Genomic DNA, 20,298 nt, shown 5'->3' with positions numbered 1-20,298 from the left:
AAAATGTTACTGAGCAGACATTCTGAAAAACTAAATATATTTAAAGCGATTTCTGACTTACTTTGTATTTCACTTTCATGGATATTTGCATTTATTATTCGCTTCAATACGGATTTATTAAAAGTTATAGAAGATAAAGAAAGTTTAATAAACTATTTACGCCTATGGCCGTTACTTATTTTTAGTTATTTATTTATTTTTATATCTACTCATGTATACAGCAGAAATATTGAGAAAAAAAAGATCTGGGATGAAAATTTTGAAATTATTAAAAAACACACAATAGCATTTTTTATCTTTGTAACGCTTTCTTATTTTCTTTATCAACATAGATTTAGTAGATTAACATTGTTAATATTCTTTATTATACTTCCTTTTGTTTTCCCAATTGGCCGCAGTTTTGTTAGAAAATTTAATAGAATATATTTAAAATACAATAAAAGAAAGAAACAAGCTATAATCATTGGCAATGGCCCACAGGTACTAAAAATAAAAGAAGCAATTTCTTTTCGCAGCGATTGGAACTTAGAACTTATATCATGCCATTCATTTACTGAAGTTGATGTTGTAAGTAAAATTTTAAAAAGAAATGATATTAGTATAGTTTTTGTCATTCCGAGTGCAGAAGAAACAGCGCATGTAAACGAAATTTATGAACATCTCGATAAAAATCTCTCAGAAATTCTTCTTATACCTTATTTAGGTGAGAGAATATTTTTTGAGCCTAAATCAATTAAAATTGAAGGGATTTTAACAATTGCTCTTAATTCATCTAGTTTGCACAATACCGGTCGATTTGCCAAAAGATTTTTTGATATTATTTTTTCATTAGCATTTCTTTTATTCTTTTCACCTATTTATTTAATGTGCATTTTCCTCGTAAAAATAAGCAGCGCAGGTCCTGTTTTTTTCAAACAAGAAAGAATGGGACTCGATGGGAAAATGTTTTACTGTTATAAATTTAGAGGGATGTATGTCGATGCTGAAGAAAAGAGTGGACCTGTGTGGGCTAAAGAAAATGACAATCGTACAACACCTATTGGCAAATGGCTCCGTAAAACAAGTCTCGACGAAATTCCACAATTCATAAATGTTTTAATGGGTGATATGAGTGTTGTCGGACCCAGACCAGAACGTCCTGTGTTTGTCGAAAATTTTAAAACACAAATTCCTGGGTATATGTTAAGACACAAAGTAAAAGCGGGTATAACTGGTTGGGCCCAAATAAATGGATGGCGTGGTAACACTTCACTCGAAAAAAGAATTGAATGTGACTTATGGTACATTCAAAATTGGAGTATGTGGCTTGATTTGAAAATCGTTTTTTTGACTCCTTTTAAAGGATTAATCCATCCAAATGCTTATTAATCCTATTTCTTTGATTGATTTTAAAATTCTGTTACAATTAAAGTAACAATTGTATAAAAGAAATGTGCTTTGGAGATCTGAGATGAGTTCATCTACTAATCCACCCTCGGGTCAAGTTCCTTCTCCTGCAACAAAAACTTTATTTGCGATCAAAGCATCGCCAGATGGCATGTCAGCCCATATACCCGCAAAATCTCATATTTCACCAGATGTTATTCATTTAAATTATGAACAAATTTGTGCCTATTTACAAAAATTAGGTTATATTTTAAAACCGACACCTGAAGCCGTTGAAGAAATAAAGCGGGCAGCAAGTTCTAAGCCCCCTCAATTTTCTAAAGATTTTCTTTTTCTAAAAGGAATCCCATATACTGAAACTAAAGGGGCTACAATCCGCTGGCTCAATCCAATCACGATGCCAAAAGATCTTGTTCGCCCCAATATTCCTTTTGCCATCATAAAACAAGCAGCACCTGCTACTCCAGCAAAATCAATTTTTGGTCAAGAATTCCCCATGCCTCCTCAAAAAGGTGAACCTAAGAAAATAATTGTTTTGACTCCCGATCCTGCCTTTACAACCAACGAAAAAGGTGAACTCGTTTGCGACAAGGGGGGACAAGTTGTTGTATCACCAGATGGACAACTAAAGTTCGAACCTGTTTATACCATTAAAAATTTACGCGTAGATCAAATGAAAAAAATTGAGTTTCATTGCAGCGTCATTGCCAAATGCGATATAATCGGAGCGCTCGAATGGGTGATTCATGGAGATTTTACCTGCGAACAATTCTGGTCTGCCACTGGCATCACTGTTCATGGAAATGCTGTCGCTTTAAGCGGTATTCAAACCAATCATGCACATGATGATTCCAAAGCCATAATCGTAAATGGAAACCTCGAAGCAAACTTTATTCAATCGAGTTGTTTTATTGTTGAAGGTAACATAAAGGTTGAGAAAGCAATTCTTGCTTCTCGAATCACAACGAACGGTAATTTGGAGTGTTTAGGAGAGCCAGGAAAAATAACCGGCAGTGAAATTTTTATGAAAAAGGGAACTTTAAATGTTAAAAAAGTTGGCAGTGAAAAAGAAAAACCAACTTATATAAAGTTTTTTTCAGAAACGCTTTCTAGTACTTCAAAAATAGAAACCCTATCTGAAGGTTCCCGCATACAAATTCAAAAAACAAATATTATTATCCAAAATTCACAGCCATGGCCATCACCTACAAAATAGGCAAAGTTTCAAACTATGCAGTATCATCGCAATCGTCAAAAATCTTTTCATTCAAAAAAGTCACATTTAAAAGCACATATTAATCCAAACATAAAGCATGAAAAAGAAACATTAACCTCTTACGCCATGTCTACAGATGGAAAAGCAATTGCTCGCAGTGAGGATGGTATAATTGTTTTTGTAAAAGATATGATTGAAAATGAAACAGCAAAAGTTGAAATTGTCTATAAAAAATCTAATTATAAAAATGCAATTGCTCTTAAAATTGAAAATTCTTCTCCGCACAGAGTCGAACCACCTTGTAAATATATTGCAAAGTGTGGTGGCTGTCAGTTGCAACATATAGCGCCAGAAGTTCAATCTGAATTTAAATCCCGCTGGTTTTTTGAAACTTTAAAAAGAATTGGAAAATGGGATTCAACTAATATTAATTTATCTGAGAAAATACTATCGCTTATTTTTTTAAAAAAAGAACATTATAGGAGGAGAGTGCGTTTTCATTTTAATGGTAAAGAACTTGGTTTCAAAGAAAATAATTCTAACAAAATAGTTGATATTTCACATTGTTTAATAACGAGTCTTAAGATAAATGAAAAAATTGCATTTCTAAAAGAGAATTTAACTAAAGCTTTAAACGAAATTCAAGAGAAAAAGTTCAGTCGCCAAATGGAGTGCGAGATTGAACTTACGGAATGTGATGATGAAAAAGTTGTGTTAAATATTGCAATGTTCAATGTTGATCAAGAACCTAACAAAGAAATATGTTTAACAATCTTAGAAAAATATCTGACTATACAAAATGAACAAATTATACATTTAAAGCATCCTGAGCTCCCAAGATTTCGTTTAAAAAAGCAAAGTTTTATTCAACCTCATTTGGATTGTATACCTTTATATTATCAACATATAAAAGAGGCCGCTGATGAATTTTTAAAAACTTTTATAAAAAATAAAAGCGATAAAAAACAATTCATTGCGTGGGATCTTTATTCTGGTGCAGGAATATTTACTGCTCTTCCATATTTTGCAGGCAAAAGAATTGATTTAAATGTTCAATGTTTTGGAATAGAAGGTATAAAAGAAGCAATCGATTCTTTAAATAATAACTGTAAAAATTTGCCTGTTACAGGAATCACAAACAACGTCGAAATCTTTATTGATCAAGAATTTAAAAAGAAACTAGAACAACCTGAAAATTATAAAGAAGTCGATCTCATAATTCTTGATCCTCCCCGCGCGGGTTCAGGTATCGAAGTCATGCAAAAGATAGTGGAACTCTGTAGTAAAAAATCTCTTATTGTGTATCTTGCCTGTGATCCTGCGAGTTTTGCGCGTGACACACGCGTGTTGCTTGAAGGAGGTTTTCGCTTAAAAAATTTAAATCTTTTCGATGCTTTTGGTCATACAATTCATTATGAAGTGCTTGGGTGTTTTGAACGAGGAAATGGATGAAAAATTCTTTTAAACAAGTTTTTGTTTGCACTTCCTGTGGAGCAACCCACCCGAAATGGCTTGGCAAATGCCCAGATTGCAGCGCTTGGAACTCCATTCAAGAAGAAACTGTGAGTAAATCACACTTTAACCATAATTCAACTAAAGCAACTGTTGTACCTCTTCCAAAAGTCGAAGAAAAATTAGAGAAAAGAATATTTTGTGGAGTCCCAGAACTTGATCGCGTTTTAGGTGGTGGGCTTGTTGTGGGAAGTCTTGTGCTCTTAAGTGGCGATCCCGGAATAGGTAAATCAACCTTACTCCTACAAGCTTTAAACGGACTTGCCCAAAGAGGCTTCAAAGTTCTTTATGCCAGTGGTGAAGAAAGTTGCACACAAATCAAATTGAGAGCAGAACGTTTAGGCTCACTCAACCCAAATATCTTAGTTACAAATGAAACAAATATTCATTCTATTCTCGAAGCCACAAAACAAATCTGTCCCCATGTTCTCGTTGTGGACTCTATTCAAACAGTTTATAACCCTGAACTCCCAGGAAGCCCTGGAAATGTAAGCCAAATCAGAGAATGCACCAATCTCATTTTGCAAACTGCAAAGGGTGAAGGGATTTCAACATTTGTCATTGGGCACGTGACAAAAGAAGGATCGATCGCAGGTCCTAAGGTTCTTGAGCATCTTGTTGATACTGTTATGCATTTAGAGGGTGACACATCAAGTGGTTACAGAATACTAAGGGCAAATAAGAATCGTTTTGGTTCAACCGGAGAAATCGGGGTATTTGCCATGCAAGGACATGGCTTAGTCGATATCCCCAACCCAAGTTCAGTTTTTCTAGATGAAAACAAAAGAAGTTGTGAGGGAGCGGCAATCACAGTGAGTATGGAAGGCACCCGCCCTTTGCTTATCGAAGTGCAGGTTCTCGTTGGTAAAACCTCTTTTGCCTCGCCCAGACGTTTGGCCACAGGGTTTGACACGAATCGCTTTACCATTCTTTTAGCAGTTCTGGAAAAACGTGCGGGGCTTTATCTTTCTAACGTTGATGTCTATGCGAACGTTACAGGTGGATTTAAAATTTTTGAACCAGCAATTGATCTTGCAACCGCAGCTGCTGTGGCTTCAAGTTTATTTAACAAACCATTGCCTGTAAAAACGGCTTTTTTTGGTGAAGTGAGCTTATCGGGTGAAGTGCGCATGGTTAACCATGCTCTCCCAAGAATTTTAGAGGCTTATAAATTGGGTTTTGAAAAAATTTATATCCCTCTGCGCAATTATCAGCAAGAAAAAGAACACATTCTTAAACTTCTTGAAAAAGCAGAAAAACCCTTCTTCGTTATACCTATAGAAAGCGTCAATGAAGTCATTCGTTTTGACAATTAATTCCAATAAAAATTAACAATTAAGTTCTAAGAATTCTAGACACAATTTAGGTTTTGCAATAACGTATCGAGCATATTATGGCTCTGATGAGAGCATTTCTTGACTCTGCTCTTCTAAGAATGCCATTCTAAATATGTTTTAACATTTTTAAAATTCTGGTGAAAAATGCCGACCTTACACGACCCCTTTAAATCTGAAATAGCTCATATTGTCTGCGCTCAATTGAATAAATTTGCACAGGAGTCGGGTTTAGAATTTCAAATCGCTGAACAAGACGTTTATAATCAATTGACAGTTCCCCCTGACTTTTCCTTGGGACAAGCTGCACTTCCTTGCTTTTTATTTGCAAAAGCATTTAAAAAAGCACCGCAAAAAATTGCTCAAGAACTCGCTCAAAGTCTAAACACAAAAGCACATCAGCTCGTTGAAAAAGTAGATTGTGTAAATGCCTATTTAAATTTTCATTGCCAATTTGAAAAACTTGCAGAATCGTTTTCTTCCTCCATAAATACAGGAGAATATTTCAAAAAAGATCTGTTAAAAGAAAATGAAAAAGACAAAGTTGTGGTTGAATACTCTCAACCGAATACGCACAAAGCTATGCACGTGGGTCATTTACGTTGTCTCGTTTTGGGCGATGCTGTTTGCAATCTATTGGAGTATGCTGGCAATCAAGTTGTGCGAGCAACTTATCCAGGGGATTTAGGCACACATGTTGCCAAAATTATTTGGTATTTAACCCATCCAAACAAAAAAGAATTGCCGAGAGAAAATCAAAGCACTTGGCTTGGACAAATGTATGCTGAAGCGGATGAAGCCTTTAAACAAGCCAAAGGAACTGAGCAAGAATTAGAAATCAAACAACACATATCTGAAATACTCAAGCAGCTTGATAATTCTGCAGGTGAATATTTTGAATTATGGAAAGAAACCCGTGAGTGGAGTCTTAACTATCTGAAAGATATTTATAAATGGCTAAATTCCCATTTTGATATTTGGTACTTTGAAAGTGAATGCCATTCTCCATCCAAAACTCTAGTTAAGAAGAAATTTGAAGAAGGCTTTTTTGTTAAAGATAATGGTGCAATTGGCATTGATTTAAGCCAATGGAAATTAGGTTTTGCCATGTTTTTAAAATCCGATGGTAATGGCCTTTATTTAACTAAAGATCTCGATCTAATCACACGCAAATTCGCCGATCCTAAAGTTACAAAATCAATCGTTGTGGTCGACTCTCGACAAAAACTCCATTTTCAACAATTGTTTAAAACAGCAGAACTTATGGGCTACCCACAGGCAGCAAAATCAGTGCATTTATCTTATGAAACTGTGAACACAGAAGATGGAAAACCCTTCAGTTCCAGACAGTTAAATGGTCTACAACTTCTTGATCTTCGCTATAAAATGGAAGAAAAAGTCAAAAATGACTACTTAGAAAGATACCGCGGGCAATGGACAGATGAAGAAATCGAGCTCACTGCAAAAAATATCACCATTGGAGCCCTTAAATACGGAATGCTTCGCGTTGACAACAACACTCAAATAAACTTTTCCCTTGAAGAGTGGCTTAAACTCGATGGAGAAACCGGCCCATATTTACAATATGTGCATGCGCGTTGTACAAGTATACTTGATAAACTTGGTCACCCCAAAGAAAATATCAAATACACCTTAACCGAAACAGCTGAAAAAGAATTATTATTTATACTTTCTCGTTTTAATGATTTTACATTACAAGCATCTTTGCAGAATCGCCCTTCTATATTAACCGGATATCTTTATGATACCGCTAAATCTTTTAATCGTTTTTATGAGCAATGCCCAATAAAAAATGCAGAAGAAAATATAAAAAAAACACGCCTCGCATTGGTTAAAAATACACAAAAAATTATTTCTGAAGGATTATCACTTCTCGGAATTCATTCTCCAGAAAAAATGTAAATTAATTATTTAACTTCAATTTTCCGCTTTGAATATTTTCTAAAGTTTTCAAAGCGGATAAAATTGTTTTATCCGTTACATCTTCAACTATATCATGTATTAATTTTTCTGATTCCTCATTTTCAGAATATCTTGCTGCAACCACACCACAAATACTTGTTGCATGAAATTTATAAACACTTGCCATTTTAAATAAAGTACCAGTCTCCATCTCAAAGTTTAAAATATTTAAATGTTGATATTCTTTAATAAGACCTTGCTGCTTTCTTAACAATTTAGGATTTGCATTACCATATCGTTCTTGCCCTTCATAAAAAGTATCAACAGAAGCATTGATACCAAAATAAACAGAAGGGTGAATTCCTTTAGCAGTGTGGTAAAGATCTGTGGATAATAAAGGACATGCAACAGAAGGATACTCATTGGGAGCAATATCTTTTGCAGCACCTTGTTTGCAAAGAGATGCATAATTAACAATAAGACTACCCGGTGTAATATATTTTTGAATCGATCCAGTCGTACCAACTCGAATAATAACTTCTATACCTGCCTGAGCCAATTCATTTACTACAATGCTTGTTGAAGGAGCTCCCATACCAGAGGTAGCAGCAAGGATTGGAATTTCTAAAGATGTTTCGCCGATATAACAAATCAATCCGCGATTATCACAGACCAATTCTGAATTACGCAAATATTTCTCTGCGATCATACGCGTGCGACTGGGATCACCTGACAAAAGACATAAATGAACGTTGCGATTGGATAAGAAATCAATGCTAAAATTAAGATGATTGAGTAACATTTACGTTTCCTTAGATAATAAAATTAAATATCTAGATGTCTTTTTTGCTTCCTCTCAAAGGAAATGAAAAATAATTATTAAAATGGCTTAAAACCTTTGTCAAATTTTTGACTTCTTTCATGTACTAATGTTTTAATTCGTTTCATGTGGGTTAGACTAAGTCGATTCTAGAATCAAAAAAAATAGCTTGAAATATAAAATATTATTATAAGAGAAGTTCTTTTTTATAATTGGTATTTTGAATTAAATATCAATAAAAATATTTTATTTTCATATTAAAATTTTAGAGAGGATTAATATGTCGATATTAAAAAATAGTTTGAAAGTTCTTCTTCTTTCTCCATTATTTTCATTGCTTCACACTTCGGCTCATGCTTATCCAGTCGATCCAAATAAAGTCCCTGTCAGCATTGGTCTCGATGCAAAATCCTTGCATGATTTTCAATTGGCTTATGATTCACAAGATAAATCTATTGTTTATTATGCACCAAAAACAGGTCGTGTTGCGACTATAAATGGAATGCCCTTAGTTGGATTTCAAACCTTACCAGATGGTTCAGGTGTATTTAATGTTCAATTTGAAACTGGTGTTTTCGGTGCAGATAAAGAACTTCTTATAAGAACAATAGAAAAAGCAGGTTACAAAGCTTTGCCTTTTCCATTTTTTAAGACCAAAGTTGTTCCTTTAACTCCAGGCATCGATCCTGATACTAAAAAACCAATCTGTATCACTGAAGAAGACCCATCTACTGGCGAAAAAATTACAACGTGCGATCCAACTCTTTATTCGGCACTAGCATATTCAAACAATGGACCATCTTTAAATCAAAATATTGCTGTCAGTGCGATGTTGAATAAAGTTGGTGCGAGTGTTTACCGGCAAATGCTGCGTGGTGGTAACGCCTTGCAAATAAACTTACATGCACAATACTATTCGGCCGGAGATGCCTTCACAGCTTCAGTTGAAGTCAATTACTCAAAAATCTATCAAGCATATATTGCATATTCGAGAAGATGGGATGGCTTTTTAGATAGAGCACAGTTGAGTCACTTTTGGGAGCAAGAAGGTCTTTGTCTTAATAAAGCAGCTGATCAATGTGGAGTGAAAATTACTTACAAAGATAGTCGTGGAAATATAATTTCAAATGTTACTGTTGATCCAAACAATAGAGAAGCCCAAGAAAAACTTCTACAATCAATAGAAAGATTGAGACAAAAACTGGAAGATCAACTCTTTTCTGCAATTGGTACAAATGCTAACATAACAGAACCAGGAACTGCAGCTCCACGTTTTACTTATAAAATCAATGAAGCATTTTTTAGAAAAGAAATTAACGTAAATGCTAAATTTGAGTTCCAAAGTCCTAGAGGAATCAATATCTCTGAGACAGTCTTTCCATTATCCGTTGGATGCATTCAACAAACAGAAAATGGTTTTGTAAATAGAAATTTATTGGGCGACTGTAAACTCTATTGGTCAGGAACCTAATAAAGCTGCATAAAAGTTATTGGATTAAGGGATAATTCAATGAGCATACAAAAGCGATTGTCTTTAATATTTGTATTTTTTGTATATGCACAATATGCTTATTCTGTAGGGCAACCTATCAAGCAATACGTTGAAACTGAAGAAGCTATCTTTTTTGATTCAACTTTAGCAACAGCAAAAGATATTGTGTTCTATTTCCCAAAAACATATTTAGATTTTCAAGCTTTTTATGATGATGATATTATCCCAAATCCAGATCCAGAATTATATATAGCTCGAGTCCGTACGAGAACTTTTATTTTTAGAACACTTGAAGAACTAAATAAAAATTGGACTGGAAAGATTTTACGACCATGGAACATTTTAGCAAATGATGAATGTCGCCTTGAAACAAGAGAAAATATCACAGATACAGTGCAAAGTATTAAAATGTTTAATCGAGAAATAAGCGGAGCATCCAATGCTCCTATTTGTGAATTTTATTTTAAAGTAAAAGGAAAATCTAGAAAGAAAATTCTTGAAGAATTTATCCATCCTGAGAAATATGGTTGGAATATTAAAAGAAATATAATTCTAAGACTCATAAATGAAAAAAATGAAGAAAGAGTTATATACCTTTAATTTAAATTAAATACTTTTTTGATCTTTTTTAGGTAAAGTATAAAAATCTGGTACTTTAATCTTTCCCTCAATAATTTCAGAACGAATTTTATTTATTCGTTGGATTTCAAATGCGCTAAATAAAGATTTATTATGCTTATCAAAAGCCCAGTCAACACCACCATTTCTTAAGTTGTACTCTTTTATATCACTGGTGAACTTTTCATTTACAATATCTTCAATTGATGAATAAACTGCCATATCAACATGCTTTTCCATACTGGTTAAAATGATTTTAGGCGCAATAGCATTTTGATTGGAATCGACTCCTATAGCAAAATAAGTTTGAGTTGGATTCTTTTCTTTTGCTTGCTTAATGGCATCGAATACTCCCATACCGGAAGGGCCTGCAACTTGAAAAATCACATCTACACCTTGAGAAATTTGCGCAAGTGCAATTTCCTTTGCTTTTGCTGGATTGTTCCAAGCATCCGGTGTTGTGCCAATAATACTTTTTGCCACATGGATTTTACTTGAAATGTGTTTTGCTCCTGCTTCATAAGCCAGGGCAAAACGACTCATCATAGGAATCTCCATTCCTCCAACCATACCTATTTTTTTCGATTTCGATTTAATGGCAGCAATACTTCCCATTAAATATGCCCCTTCATCTTCTCGAAAAAGAGCAGAACGAATATTCTTCTTTGAAGAGAGAGCTTTATGATCAATCGTTAGATATTTTTTATTCGCATATTTTTCTGCAAAACTTTTTACATAACTTGAAGGATTAAAGCCAATCGTTATAATTAAGCTACAGGCGGGATCAAGAGAGAAATTTCTTAGATAATGCTGAATCTGAGCATCAGAATGGATTTCAAGAAATTTACTTTCTGAAGAAATATCTAAATTTTCCATTGCTTTTTGAAAACCGCGCACTGCAGATTCATTAAACGATTTATCGTCTTTCCCACCACGATCGAGCACCATGCAAATTTTTTGTTTTGCGTTTGCATTTAAATCGACTGATAAATTTAATAACGAAACTAAAGAAACAAATAAAAGCAAAAATTTTTTCATATTTTATTCCCATAAAAAAACTCAAAGAGTTGTTCTCTTTGAGTTCATTAAAGTTACAGACAGTGCGCTTTTTTTAGAAAAAATTCCGGAAATATTAAATGACTGGAATATTCCAGTTCTCAAGAACATTTTTAACTGTGCTTAAAAACTTACCGCTGTCTGAACCATCGATGACACGATGATCAAAGGACAGAACACAATAGCACATAGTGCGGATAGCAATCGCATCGTTGATAACGACTGGTTTCTTTTGCATTGCACCAATACCAAAAATTGCCACTTGTGGTTGATTGATAATAGGTTGACCTATCACTGTGCCAAATCCACCGTAATTACTGATTGAGAAAGTACCACCACGCACATCATCTGGAGCCAGTTTTTTATTGCGTGCTTTTTCAGCTAAATTATTCAATTCGCGGCCGAGACCAACAAAACTTCTTTCAGAAGAGTTTTTAATGACCGGAACAATAAGACCCCAATCTAATGCAACGGCGCAGCCTAAATTTATATCTTTCTTATAAAGAATAGCATCTCCATCGACACTGGCATTGACAACAGGCACAGCCTTAATTCCTTCGACCACAGCTTGTAAGAAGAAAGGCATAAATGTTAATTTAAATCCGTTAATTGCTTCGAATTTATCTTTAAATTTTGCACGCACATCAACAATTTTTTGCAAATCAATTTCAATGACAGAAGTCACATGTGGACTTGTTCTTTTGCTCATGACCATGTGATCTGCAATTTTTTTGCGCATTCCTGTCATTGGCACACGGCTGACTCTTACTCCGTCAATCACACCTTCGGAGGATCCTCCCGTTGATTTAACGTGATCAGCGCTTGCCTTAGCAACAGGAGCTGTTGCAGCAGCGGCAGCAGCAGCAACAAGAGGTGAAACAGATTTACCACTTTCAAGGGCAGCAAGAACATCATTTTTAACAATTTTATTGCCTTCACCGGATCCTTGAAGTTTAGACAAATCGACAGAATGCTCTTCAGCAACTTTACGTGCCAATGGGCTTGCTAAGACTTTAGCATTGTCGTGTGCAGGTTGCGCAGATGGTGCGGAAGCAGCAGGAACCGATGCTTTAGCTGCGGCAGGAGCTGGAGCTTCTGCTGGTGCTTGGGCACTTGTACCTGGCTGTGCAGCATCATCGATAACGGCCACAACGGAATTTACACTAACAATATCGTTTTCTTTAGCTAATATTTGTACCAGAACTCCACTTGCAGGCGAAGGGATTTCTGTGTCGACTTTATCAGTTGAGATTTCAAATAATATTTCTTCGCGTTGAACTTTATCGCCAACTTTTTTATGCCATCGAGTCAGTGTTCCTTCTTGAATTGACTCGCCCATTTGTGGCATAAGAACATTCTGAGTTGCCATTTTTAATAATCCTTTGTCTTCATCAGTTCTCAATTACAAAAGCAAACATATCACATGTTAATTGGATGTCCCATTGCTGCATGTGCAGCCTCTTTTATAATTTCTGACACGGTTGGATGTGGATGAATTGTGTGAGCCAATTCTTCGATTGTCATTTCAAGGTTGTTACCTAACGCAAATTCAGAAATCATTTCACTTGCTTTTGTATTGACAATGTGAACACCAAGAACTTCGCCGTATTTTGGATCGACTAAGATTTTAACAAATCCTTCTGCAATGTCATCAATACGCGCTTTCGCAACAGCAGAAAATGGAAACTTAGCTGCTTTATAAGCACGGCCCGATTTCTTTAATTGATTTTCTGTATGACCAATGCTTGCAATTTCAGGATAAGTATAAATAGCTGCTGGGTTTGTTAAGTAATTAATTGGATGGCGTTTCTTGCCAGCAATAATATCGACCGCATAAAGAGCTTCTGCAGAACCTGTGTGCGCAAGTTGAGGTGTAGATAGAACATCACCAACTGCATAAATTCCTGCTACATTTGTTTGGTAGGTCTTAAGATCTACAGGAATAAATCCACGTTCATCGAGTTTGATACCAACTTTTTCAAGTCCAATATTTTCTACGTTAGGTGAACGTCCAACACTTAACAATACTTTATCAAAAATACGAACGGAATTTTCACCTTCAATTTGCACTTCGACTTTATTGCCTTTTGCAACAATGGATTTAGTTTTTGTACTGGTGAGTACTTCACAATTTTGTTTTTTGAGTGCTTTTGTAAGTTCAGCTGCAGTTTCATGATCTTCAGTTGGACAAATTTGCTCCGCCATTTCAAGAATTGTTACTTTAGTTCCGTAACGGCCATAAGCTGATGCGAATTCACACCCAATAACACCACCGCCAAGTACGGCCATAGTTTCAGGCACTTTATCAAAAGCCCATATTTCTTCTGATGTAACTATATTCTTTCCGTCCACTTTAATGTGAGGAAGATGTCTCGCACGACTTCCAGTGGCAATTAAAATATTTTTGCAGGTGTAATTTGTCTTTTTACCTTCTGCATTGACTTCCACTTGCCCTTTAGCAACGATTGAGCCAAAACCACGAATAACGTCGACTTTATTTTTTTTCATAAGAAAACCAACACCGTTTGTCATGGTTTTCACAATTTCATCACGGCGTTTATTCACTTGGGGGAAATCAAGTTCTGGATTGTCTGCTCCAGCGATTTTAACACCATAACTCGCAAATTTTTTAGCCTTTTCATACATAAGTGCTGATTGTAGCATGGATTTTGCTGGAATACATCCAACATTTAAACACGTCCCTCCAAGCCATTGCTCTTTTTCTATAAGAGCAACTTTCATCCCAAGCTGGCTGGCATAAATAGCGCCTTCATACCCAGCTGGGCCACTTCCGATAACAATGAGATCATAATTTGTAGACATTAAAATTTCTCCCCAGTGACAATAACCTAAAAAATATCCTAAAAGGCACTTGGAATCACCCGCTGTTTGTATGTAGTCTTGCCCTTCGTAAAACGCAACCTTGGGAAAGGGAAAACTCCCCATGCGCGAGATCAAATTGCCAACACAGAATTTTATCCAATCTCTCTCTGAAAAGAAAACACCTCTCCATGTGGAGTTTGTGAGTTCAGGGATGATTAATTCCGATCTTCCACCTTCGACAGTGCCTGAATTTGCCTTTGTCGGACGTAGTAATGTCGGTAAAAGCTCATTACTCAACTACTTAGCAGGACAAAAACAGCTTGCCAGGGTCAGCAACACGCCTGGAAGAACGCAGACCATTAACCTCTTTTCAGCGGAAAAAGGTGAGTTTTTGCTTGTCGACCTGCCTGGTTATGGTTATGCGGAATCCTCCTTATCCACTCGAGCCCATTGGCAAAATGCCATGCAAGAGTATTTTGAAAAACGCGAAGGGCTTTTTGCCGTTCTTATGCTTGTTGATATCAGAAGGGATATACAGCCTGAAGATGAAGCCTTATCTCGCTGGTTCCAACAACTTGGATTAAAGGTAATCGCACTTCAAACAAAATGCGATAAGCTGCATAAGAGCAAATGGAATGCAGTTCGCATTCAACACGCCAAAAAACTAGCGCTTTCTCCTAGCCAGGTCTTAACGGTGAGTTCAGACAAAAAAATTGGCTTACAGGATATCCTACGTTCCTTGGCGGGATTGCTCGACTCTCTCGACAAAGAAACTGAGGATTTAGAAAATGCCCCATAACATTTCCAAATCCCAGATGAAGCGCAATGCTAAATTACAAAAATTTCAAGATGAAAAAGAAGAATACACTGGAAAACTTGTTTATAAATTAGGTGAAAGTCTTTCTGAAAGTGACAATATTGTCCCCTTAAAATGCCCTGAACTTTCCTACGAGAAAAGTGGATATTTAGAACCACTCTGTCGTGATGAACTTATAAAATATCATCCTGAAGTCGTGCTCTATTGCCCACAAATTCCCCAAAACACAGGAACGATAGCTCGTTTGTGTGCTGCGTTCTCATGCACTCTGCATTTAATAGAACCCATGGGTTTTCACATTACAGAAAAAGCACTCCGACGAGCGGGACTGGATTATTGGGAACATGTTAATGTGTATGTCCACAAAAGTTTTACAGACTTCTTAAAAACCCGATCGAAGCGCCGCTTGATATTTATCGAAACTGGAGGCACAGAAACACCGATCGATTTTGCCTTTCAGCCGGGAGATCTTCTCGTTTTTGGAGCAGAGACATTTGGCATTCCAAAAGAAATTATGGAGCAAGCAATTGAAAAAAAGAATGGTCATAAATTAACCATTCCTATGTTCAATCGGGGCGTACGAAGTTTAAACCTAGCAAATACAGTTTCGATTGTTGTTTATGTAGCTCTTGCAAAACTTTCACACTAAATAAAACATAAATCTATTATGATCTTTGAAAAGCTTTGCTCGAGTTTATAATAGCAAATCTATTGATACAAGAGTCAAGTTCTTCTTGAAAATCATTAAACTCTTTACTCAAAAGATCTTGATTTAATATGTGCATCTGTTTCGTTTCAACAAAATCAATAATTTCAACTCCCTCTTTTGTATCAACTATTTTTCTAGAAAAATCAGCCCATTTAGAATTAACTTCACAACCTTTAAAATCTGTTTTTGAGCGATAAACATTTTTTAACAATTTTATATCTTTAAATTTATTTAGATATTTAATGTATAAATCGGATTTTCTATCATCTGTTTTAAATAAATAATTATTTACATAATTATCCAATGCATTTAGCATATATGCATTACCCAAATCTGTTTTTAATTCGTTTGACTTCATTTTGATATTATAATTTATAACTTTATCGCTCAAAATCCTTGATTTAAAATCATATTCTGCAAAATTATAACTTATTATAGTGCTATTCTTAGAAGAAAATAAATTGGCTAAATAGTTATCGATTGTTTCTTTAGAATGTTGTAACTCAAGTGCTGTAAATTGCTCAGAAGCAAAGTTTTTAAGTTCGATAGACCCTTTTCTATAAATCATTCCTTTTTCAGAAAAATCATGAATTTCTTTTTTGACAACATCAAAATCTTCAGCAGTCAAAGCCGGGATATATTCAAGTCCAGCTGAATTTGCTTTCACAACAAGAGCATTTCTCCCAGCAATATTTGGAAAAATTCCTTGAGCATAACTTAACCCTTGGGTTGGATCGATCCACTTTATTTTTCCGTCATTCTCAACTTGGACAATCATATGATTAAATGAATTAAGATTAGGTAAATTCACAGGATATTCTTCATAATATATTGAGCTATAAACATAAGCAACATGTGCTGTAATTCCTAATTTTCTCAAAAGAGCAGTCGTCATTATTGAATAATCTTTGCAATCACCTAATCCAGTCTTAGCAATTTCTGCTAAGTCTCGGGGATCGAAACCACTTTCTAAAGAGCGCCAATCGCCAAAATATTTAATTTTCTCTGCTACCCCAGATGTCACAACATTTATTTTGTCATTTATATTTTCCTGTTTAGCAGCTTCATCAACTAAATTTGCAAACATATCTGGAATTTTTTGCGAAAGAATCTCTTCATATTTTTTTATCTTATAATCAGATATTTTTTGCCAAGAATTTAAGCTTGAAACGGCAACCATAGGGACTTCAGATATATTTAAAAAAGCAAAATCTTCATCGACGATAACTTTTAGATAGGGTTTTTTTAATTTTATTTCAATTGTTTGTATTGAGTTATTTTTTAATTCCTTAAATTCAAGTGCTTCATTCTTATCACTCCTAGAAGAATAAAGAGGAATTTTAGAATTTATTTTAATATTTGAACTTAATAAATATCCAGAAAAATTAAATAAAAATTCTTTTGCAAATAAATTTGGCACCAATGTTTCTTTAACCTTTTTAAAAGTGCTTAAATAAAGCTCTGCACCTTTTTTAACATTATGAAATTTAATCAAAATCTGATTCTCTTTGCGAAAACCCAGCGAATTACTAGCTATACTTTTATCTTCTATATCTTTTTTTGGAACTTTATATTTTTTTCCTTCATAAATTGTATATGCTTCTATAACTTTGAAAGATTCAATTGTTGGATCGTAACTAATCGGATGTGTTAAAAAATTATCAGGTGCAGAATCTTTAGTTAAGGTTATTTTAGCATTCACTTTATCTGTAAAGAGTCCTTTTTCATCCACATTTATTTCACGATTATAATAATCGATAATGTGTGTAACTTCCTCTGTTTTCTGCCAACGAGCCATAGCAGTTCTAACAAAAAGTATAAAAAACAAAATAATTATTGCATTAACAATCTGACGATGATAAAAAATATTTATATTCACTTTTAATCTCCAAAATAACCGATAAATTATTTCTAAAATACTTTATATTTAAAATTGCAAGTTCATTAATCAGATTAGGAAATGTATTTTAGAAATCGAATATGTTTTCGAAAGAATTCTAGTCTTTTATATTAAAATCAAATAAACCAACTGTGTCATTTTTATAAAATACACGCACTTGCCATAAACCTGGCATATATAATTGCATCGAAGAAATATGCACACAGCCAAAATACGGATTTGCAGCAGCCTTCTCTTTTAATTTATCAGAAATTTTATCTTTATATGCAACTGGCATGTCTTCATGTTTGTTCACAACAGGAGGCTGAGTTCCATGTCCCATATCCGGCATATAGAGATCTATTTTTTCAATATCAGCAACTTGATCAACACATAAAATAGCCTGGGCCATATCTTTCGAATTTGGTTCATTCCCAATAAAGGTTAGTGAACCAAAATAGCTTTCAGGAGTGTGACTCGGTGCTTCATCCAATTTACCAGTTTCTTTATTATAAATACTTGTTGTCATCAAAAGCTCGTTGGATTTTTCACTTTTCACTTCAGTGTCTTTCTTCCGATTGAGCAGAAGGACTGCAATAGCTCCGACTAACAATCCAACTATTAATAATATTTTTGTAATTTTTGCCACTTAATAACTCCTCATACAAATCAAAATGAATACAGTCCTGTCAACTGACAAACAATAGAGCTAGCAGATCTAAAAGAAAAAGAAAGTGCTTCATGAATTGATTCAAAGAAATTTAAAAAATCTCTTTAAAAAAGACGAGCAAACCCCTTGGTATTGTTTTTTATATGAGTTAAATATGCAGAAAGAGCTCCATTAAGGAGCATTTAAAAAATATGGATATCAAATGTCAGACAGACTCTTGCAAAGAAAAATTTCTGGTTTTATTTTGGGACATGGCTTTCCAGATGAAAATAGAACAAAACTCACATGGCTTATCCGCTTACGCTGGTTGGCAATTTTATCACAAATGATTTGCCTGCATTTTGCTTTGAACCATGGATGGATAAACCGAGCCTATATTTCTGTATATCTTTTTACAATTGTTAATTTAGCATTTCTTAATATATGTGCTTATTATTTAACTCGAAAACTTAAAAGTATCTCTAACGGAATTATATTTTTTCAGCTGCTTTGTGATCTTAGCGCTGTTACTTTTATATTAATTTTAACAGGCGGTGCTTGGAATCCATTTCTTCCTATTATCTTTTTGCATATTTCTTTAGGAGCAATACTATTAAGAGGAAGAACAGCCCTAATCTTTTGTTTAATTGTTATTTCAAGCGTCTTACTTTTACATTCTCCTGCAGATATGCCACCTGCTATCAGCAAAGGACCAACTTCAAGTCAAATTCTAATTCCTTCGCAAATCACTGTTAGTTTACTTATTTTTATCTTAACATATTGGTTAACCTGTTCCCTGAGTTTACAAAAGAAATTTTCAGAAAAATTGCAAGCAGAAAACAATCGCATCGATAAATTAAGAGCCCTTGGAGCACTTTCTTCTGGCTTTTCTCATGAGTTTGCCACCCCTCTCAATACAATTAAATTAAGAGTAGAAAGATTGGCACGTAAAAATCATTTGTATGAAAATGATGATTATAAAACTATTCTCAAAGCCGTGTCACAATGTGAAAATGCGATTCGCCAAATGAGCAAAAGCAGTTTATCAAATGAAAAAACAAATTTTGAAAAGAAAAACATTGCACAAATTATAAAAGATATCAGCCAAAGTTGGAATACTAAAACCCGCAGAGCAAGTGTATATATAAATGAAGATGCAGAAAAAGTAGAATGTTTTATACCTGTATTGGCTTTTACAAAAGCATTTGTAGATATTCTTGACAATGCAGAGCAGGCTACAATAAGCACCAAAAAGTCATACGAATATATTCCAATTTTAGTTACTTTAAGTATCGAAAATAAATATATCTCTCTTTCCATATTAGATGAAGGTTCTGGTTGGCCAGAAGTCGTGCAAAAATATGCCGGCCAGCCTTTTGTGACAACAAAAACAGATGGTGTTGGTCTTGGCCTTTATAATGCATTTACTTTTGCATCTGCAGTGGGAGGACATTTTTTATTGGAAAATAATAACAAACAAGGAGCCTGCGCACGGTTTCTCATTCCTATTTATGAGGGAGGCCAAATATAAATGCATAAAAAAAAGATTTTAATATTAGAAGACAATGAAGACTTTCGCACATCTCTTGCCCTTGAGTTTGAAGACAGAGGTTTTGAAATTATAGCCATCGAAAATATGAGTGAAATTCCTGATATTCCTATTCAATACGCTGTGGTGGATCTCCGTTTAAAAAACGACAATGGCATTCAATGTGTCGAAAAAATACATAATATCTCACCTGCATGTCGAATCGTGATGCTCACAGGTTATCCAAGTCTCGCAACGGCTGTCCAAGCAATGAAAAAAGGTGCTGTGAATTATCTCACTAAACCAATCAATTTCTCACAACTTGAAAAAGCATTATTTGAAGAAGAGACTTCAGAACAAATTCTCAACAATCCAGTCAATGATAGCTCTCCAAGTCTCGCACGACATGAAAGAGAATATATTGAATATGTTTTAGCTGAATGCCAAGGCAATATCACCAATGCTGCAAAAAAATTAGGGTTGCATCGGCAAAGTTTGCAAAGAAAATTAAAAAAATATCCACCACGAAAATAATT

The 20,298-nt window shown here is 34.7% G+C and carries 17 protein-coding genes; 11 read left to right on the top strand and 6 right to left on the bottom strand.

Annotation, left to right across the window (positions count from 1 at the left end):
- Positions 1-3 precede the first annotated feature (3 nt).
- The 5 genes from H7355_RS00505 to argS all read left to right on the top strand — a co-directional run bounded on the left by H7355_RS00505 (position 4) and on the right by argS (position 7,371).
- Positions 4-1,368, top strand: coding sequence for an undecaprenyl-phosphate glucose phosphotransferase (locus H7355_RS00505; RefSeq protein WP_186643825.1), 1,365 nt, complete (start codon positions 4-6; stop codon positions 1,366-1,368).
- A gap of 82 nt (positions 1,369-1,450) precedes the next feature.
- Positions 1,451-2,602, top strand: coding sequence for a FapA family protein (locus H7355_RS00500; protein ID WP_186643816.1), 1,152 nt, complete (start codon positions 1,451-1,453; stop codon positions 2,600-2,602).
- A 15-nt stretch (positions 2,603-2,617) separates the two neighbouring features.
- Entirely contained in the window at positions 2,618-4,054 is a 1,437-nt protein-coding gene (rlmD, locus tag H7355_RS00495; RefSeq protein WP_186643814.1) for a 23S rRNA (uracil(1939)-C(5))-methyltransferase RlmD, read from the top strand.
- Positions 4,051-5,430, top strand: a complete 1,380-nt coding sequence (gene radA, locus H7355_RS00490) for a DNA repair protein RadA (RefSeq protein ID WP_186643812.1) — start codon at positions 4,051-4,053, stop codon at positions 5,428-5,430. Before rlmD ends, radA begins: the two co-directional genes overlap by 4 nt.
- A 165-nt stretch (positions 5,431-5,595) precedes the next feature.
- Positions 5,596-7,371, top strand: a complete 1,776-nt coding sequence (argS, locus tag H7355_RS00485) for an arginine--tRNA ligase (protein WP_186643810.1) — start codon at positions 5,596-5,598, stop codon at positions 7,369-7,371.
- 1 nt (position 7,372) lies between these two features.
- Here argS and H7355_RS00480 read toward each other — a convergent pair whose 3' ends face one another.
- Positions 7,373-8,173 (bottom strand): nucleoside phosphorylase, encoded by an 801-nt coding sequence (locus H7355_RS00480; protein WP_186643808.1) that lies wholly within the window; start codon positions 8,171-8,173, stop codon positions 7,373-7,375.
- Between the two features lie 298 nt (positions 8,174-8,471).
- Here H7355_RS00480 and H7355_RS00475 point away from each other — a divergent pair, with 298 nt between their 5' ends.
- A complete protein-coding gene (locus H7355_RS00475; protein WP_186643806.1) occupies positions 8,472-9,662 on the top strand; it encodes a hypothetical protein in 1,191 nt (396 codons plus the stop codon).
- Positions 9,663-9,701: 39 nt separating this feature from the next.
- Positions 9,702-10,283: a hypothetical protein gene (locus H7355_RS00470; protein WP_186643805.1), complete on the top strand. Its 582-nt coding sequence runs from the start codon at positions 9,702-9,704 to the stop codon at positions 10,281-10,283.
- Between the two features lie 6 nt (positions 10,284-10,289).
- On the opposite strand, the gene H7355_RS00465 is transcribed toward H7355_RS00470, so the two are convergent.
- From H7355_RS00465 to lpdA, 3 genes are all read right to left on the bottom strand, one after another.
- The gene (locus tag H7355_RS00465) at positions 10,290-11,339 is read right to left on the bottom strand and encodes a BMP family lipoprotein (RefSeq protein WP_186643803.1); all 1,050 of its coding nucleotides are present in this window, start codon (positions 11,337-11,339) and stop codon (positions 10,290-10,292) included.
- A 94-nt stretch (positions 11,340-11,433) separates the two neighbouring features.
- A complete protein-coding gene (locus tag H7355_RS00460; protein ID WP_186643801.1) occupies positions 11,434-12,726 on the bottom strand; it encodes a dihydrolipoamide acetyltransferase family protein in 1,293 nt (430 codons plus the stop codon).
- Between the two features lie 50 nt (positions 12,727-12,776).
- Positions 12,777-14,180: a dihydrolipoyl dehydrogenase gene (lpdA, locus tag H7355_RS00455; protein WP_186643799.1), complete on the bottom strand. Its 1,404-nt coding sequence runs from the start codon at positions 14,178-14,180 to the stop codon at positions 12,777-12,779.
- A gap of 121 nt (positions 14,181-14,301) precedes the next feature.
- Between lpdA and yihA the strand changes: the two genes are divergently transcribed.
- The gene (yihA, locus tag H7355_RS00450; protein WP_186643797.1) at positions 14,302-14,979 is read left to right on the top strand and encodes a ribosome biogenesis GTP-binding protein YihA/YsxC; all 678 of its coding nucleotides are present in this window, start codon (positions 14,302-14,304) and stop codon (positions 14,977-14,979) included.
- Positions 14,969-15,646 carry a tRNA (cytidine(34)-2'-O)-methyltransferase gene (locus H7355_RS00445; RefSeq protein ID WP_186643795.1) on the top strand — a complete coding sequence of 226 codons (678 nt, stop codon included), beginning with the start codon at positions 14,969-14,971 and terminating at the stop codon, positions 15,644-15,646. Before yihA ends, H7355_RS00445 begins: the two co-directional genes overlap by 11 nt.
- A gap of 16 nt (positions 15,647-15,662) precedes the next feature.
- On the opposite strand, the gene H7355_RS00440 is transcribed toward H7355_RS00445, so the two are convergent.
- Both H7355_RS00440 and H7355_RS00435 read right to left on the bottom strand, forming a co-directional pair.
- Positions 15,663-17,585 carry a transglutaminase-like domain-containing protein gene (locus H7355_RS00440; protein ID WP_186643793.1) on the bottom strand — a complete coding sequence of 641 codons (1,923 nt, stop codon included), beginning with the start codon at positions 17,583-17,585 and terminating at the stop codon, positions 15,663-15,665.
- Positions 17,586-17,703: 118 nt separating this feature from the next.
- Positions 17,704-18,234 (bottom strand): hypothetical protein, encoded by a 531-nt coding sequence (locus tag H7355_RS00435; RefSeq protein ID WP_186643792.1) that lies wholly within the window; start codon positions 18,232-18,234, stop codon positions 17,704-17,706.
- Between the two features lie 223 nt (positions 18,235-18,457).
- Here H7355_RS00435 and H7355_RS00430 point away from each other — a divergent pair, with 223 nt between their 5' ends.
- A complete protein-coding gene (locus H7355_RS00430) occupies positions 18,458-19,765 on the top strand; it encodes a sensor histidine kinase (RefSeq protein WP_186643790.1) in 1,308 nt (435 codons plus the stop codon).
- Positions 19,766-20,296 (top strand): response regulator transcription factor, encoded by a 531-nt coding sequence (locus H7355_RS00425; protein ID WP_186643788.1) that lies wholly within the window; start codon positions 19,766-19,768, stop codon positions 20,294-20,296.
- Positions 20,297-20,298 lie beyond the last annotated feature (2 nt).

The organism is Fluviispira vulneris (assembly GCF_014281055.1).
In the GTDB taxonomy this organism is placed as follows: domain Bacteria; phylum Bdellovibrionota_B; class Oligoflexia; order Silvanigrellales; family Silvanigrellaceae; genus Silvanigrella; species Silvanigrella vulneris.
Note: the sequence above shows the minus strand (reverse complement) of the source record. Positions and strands in the feature narration are given on the sequence as shown.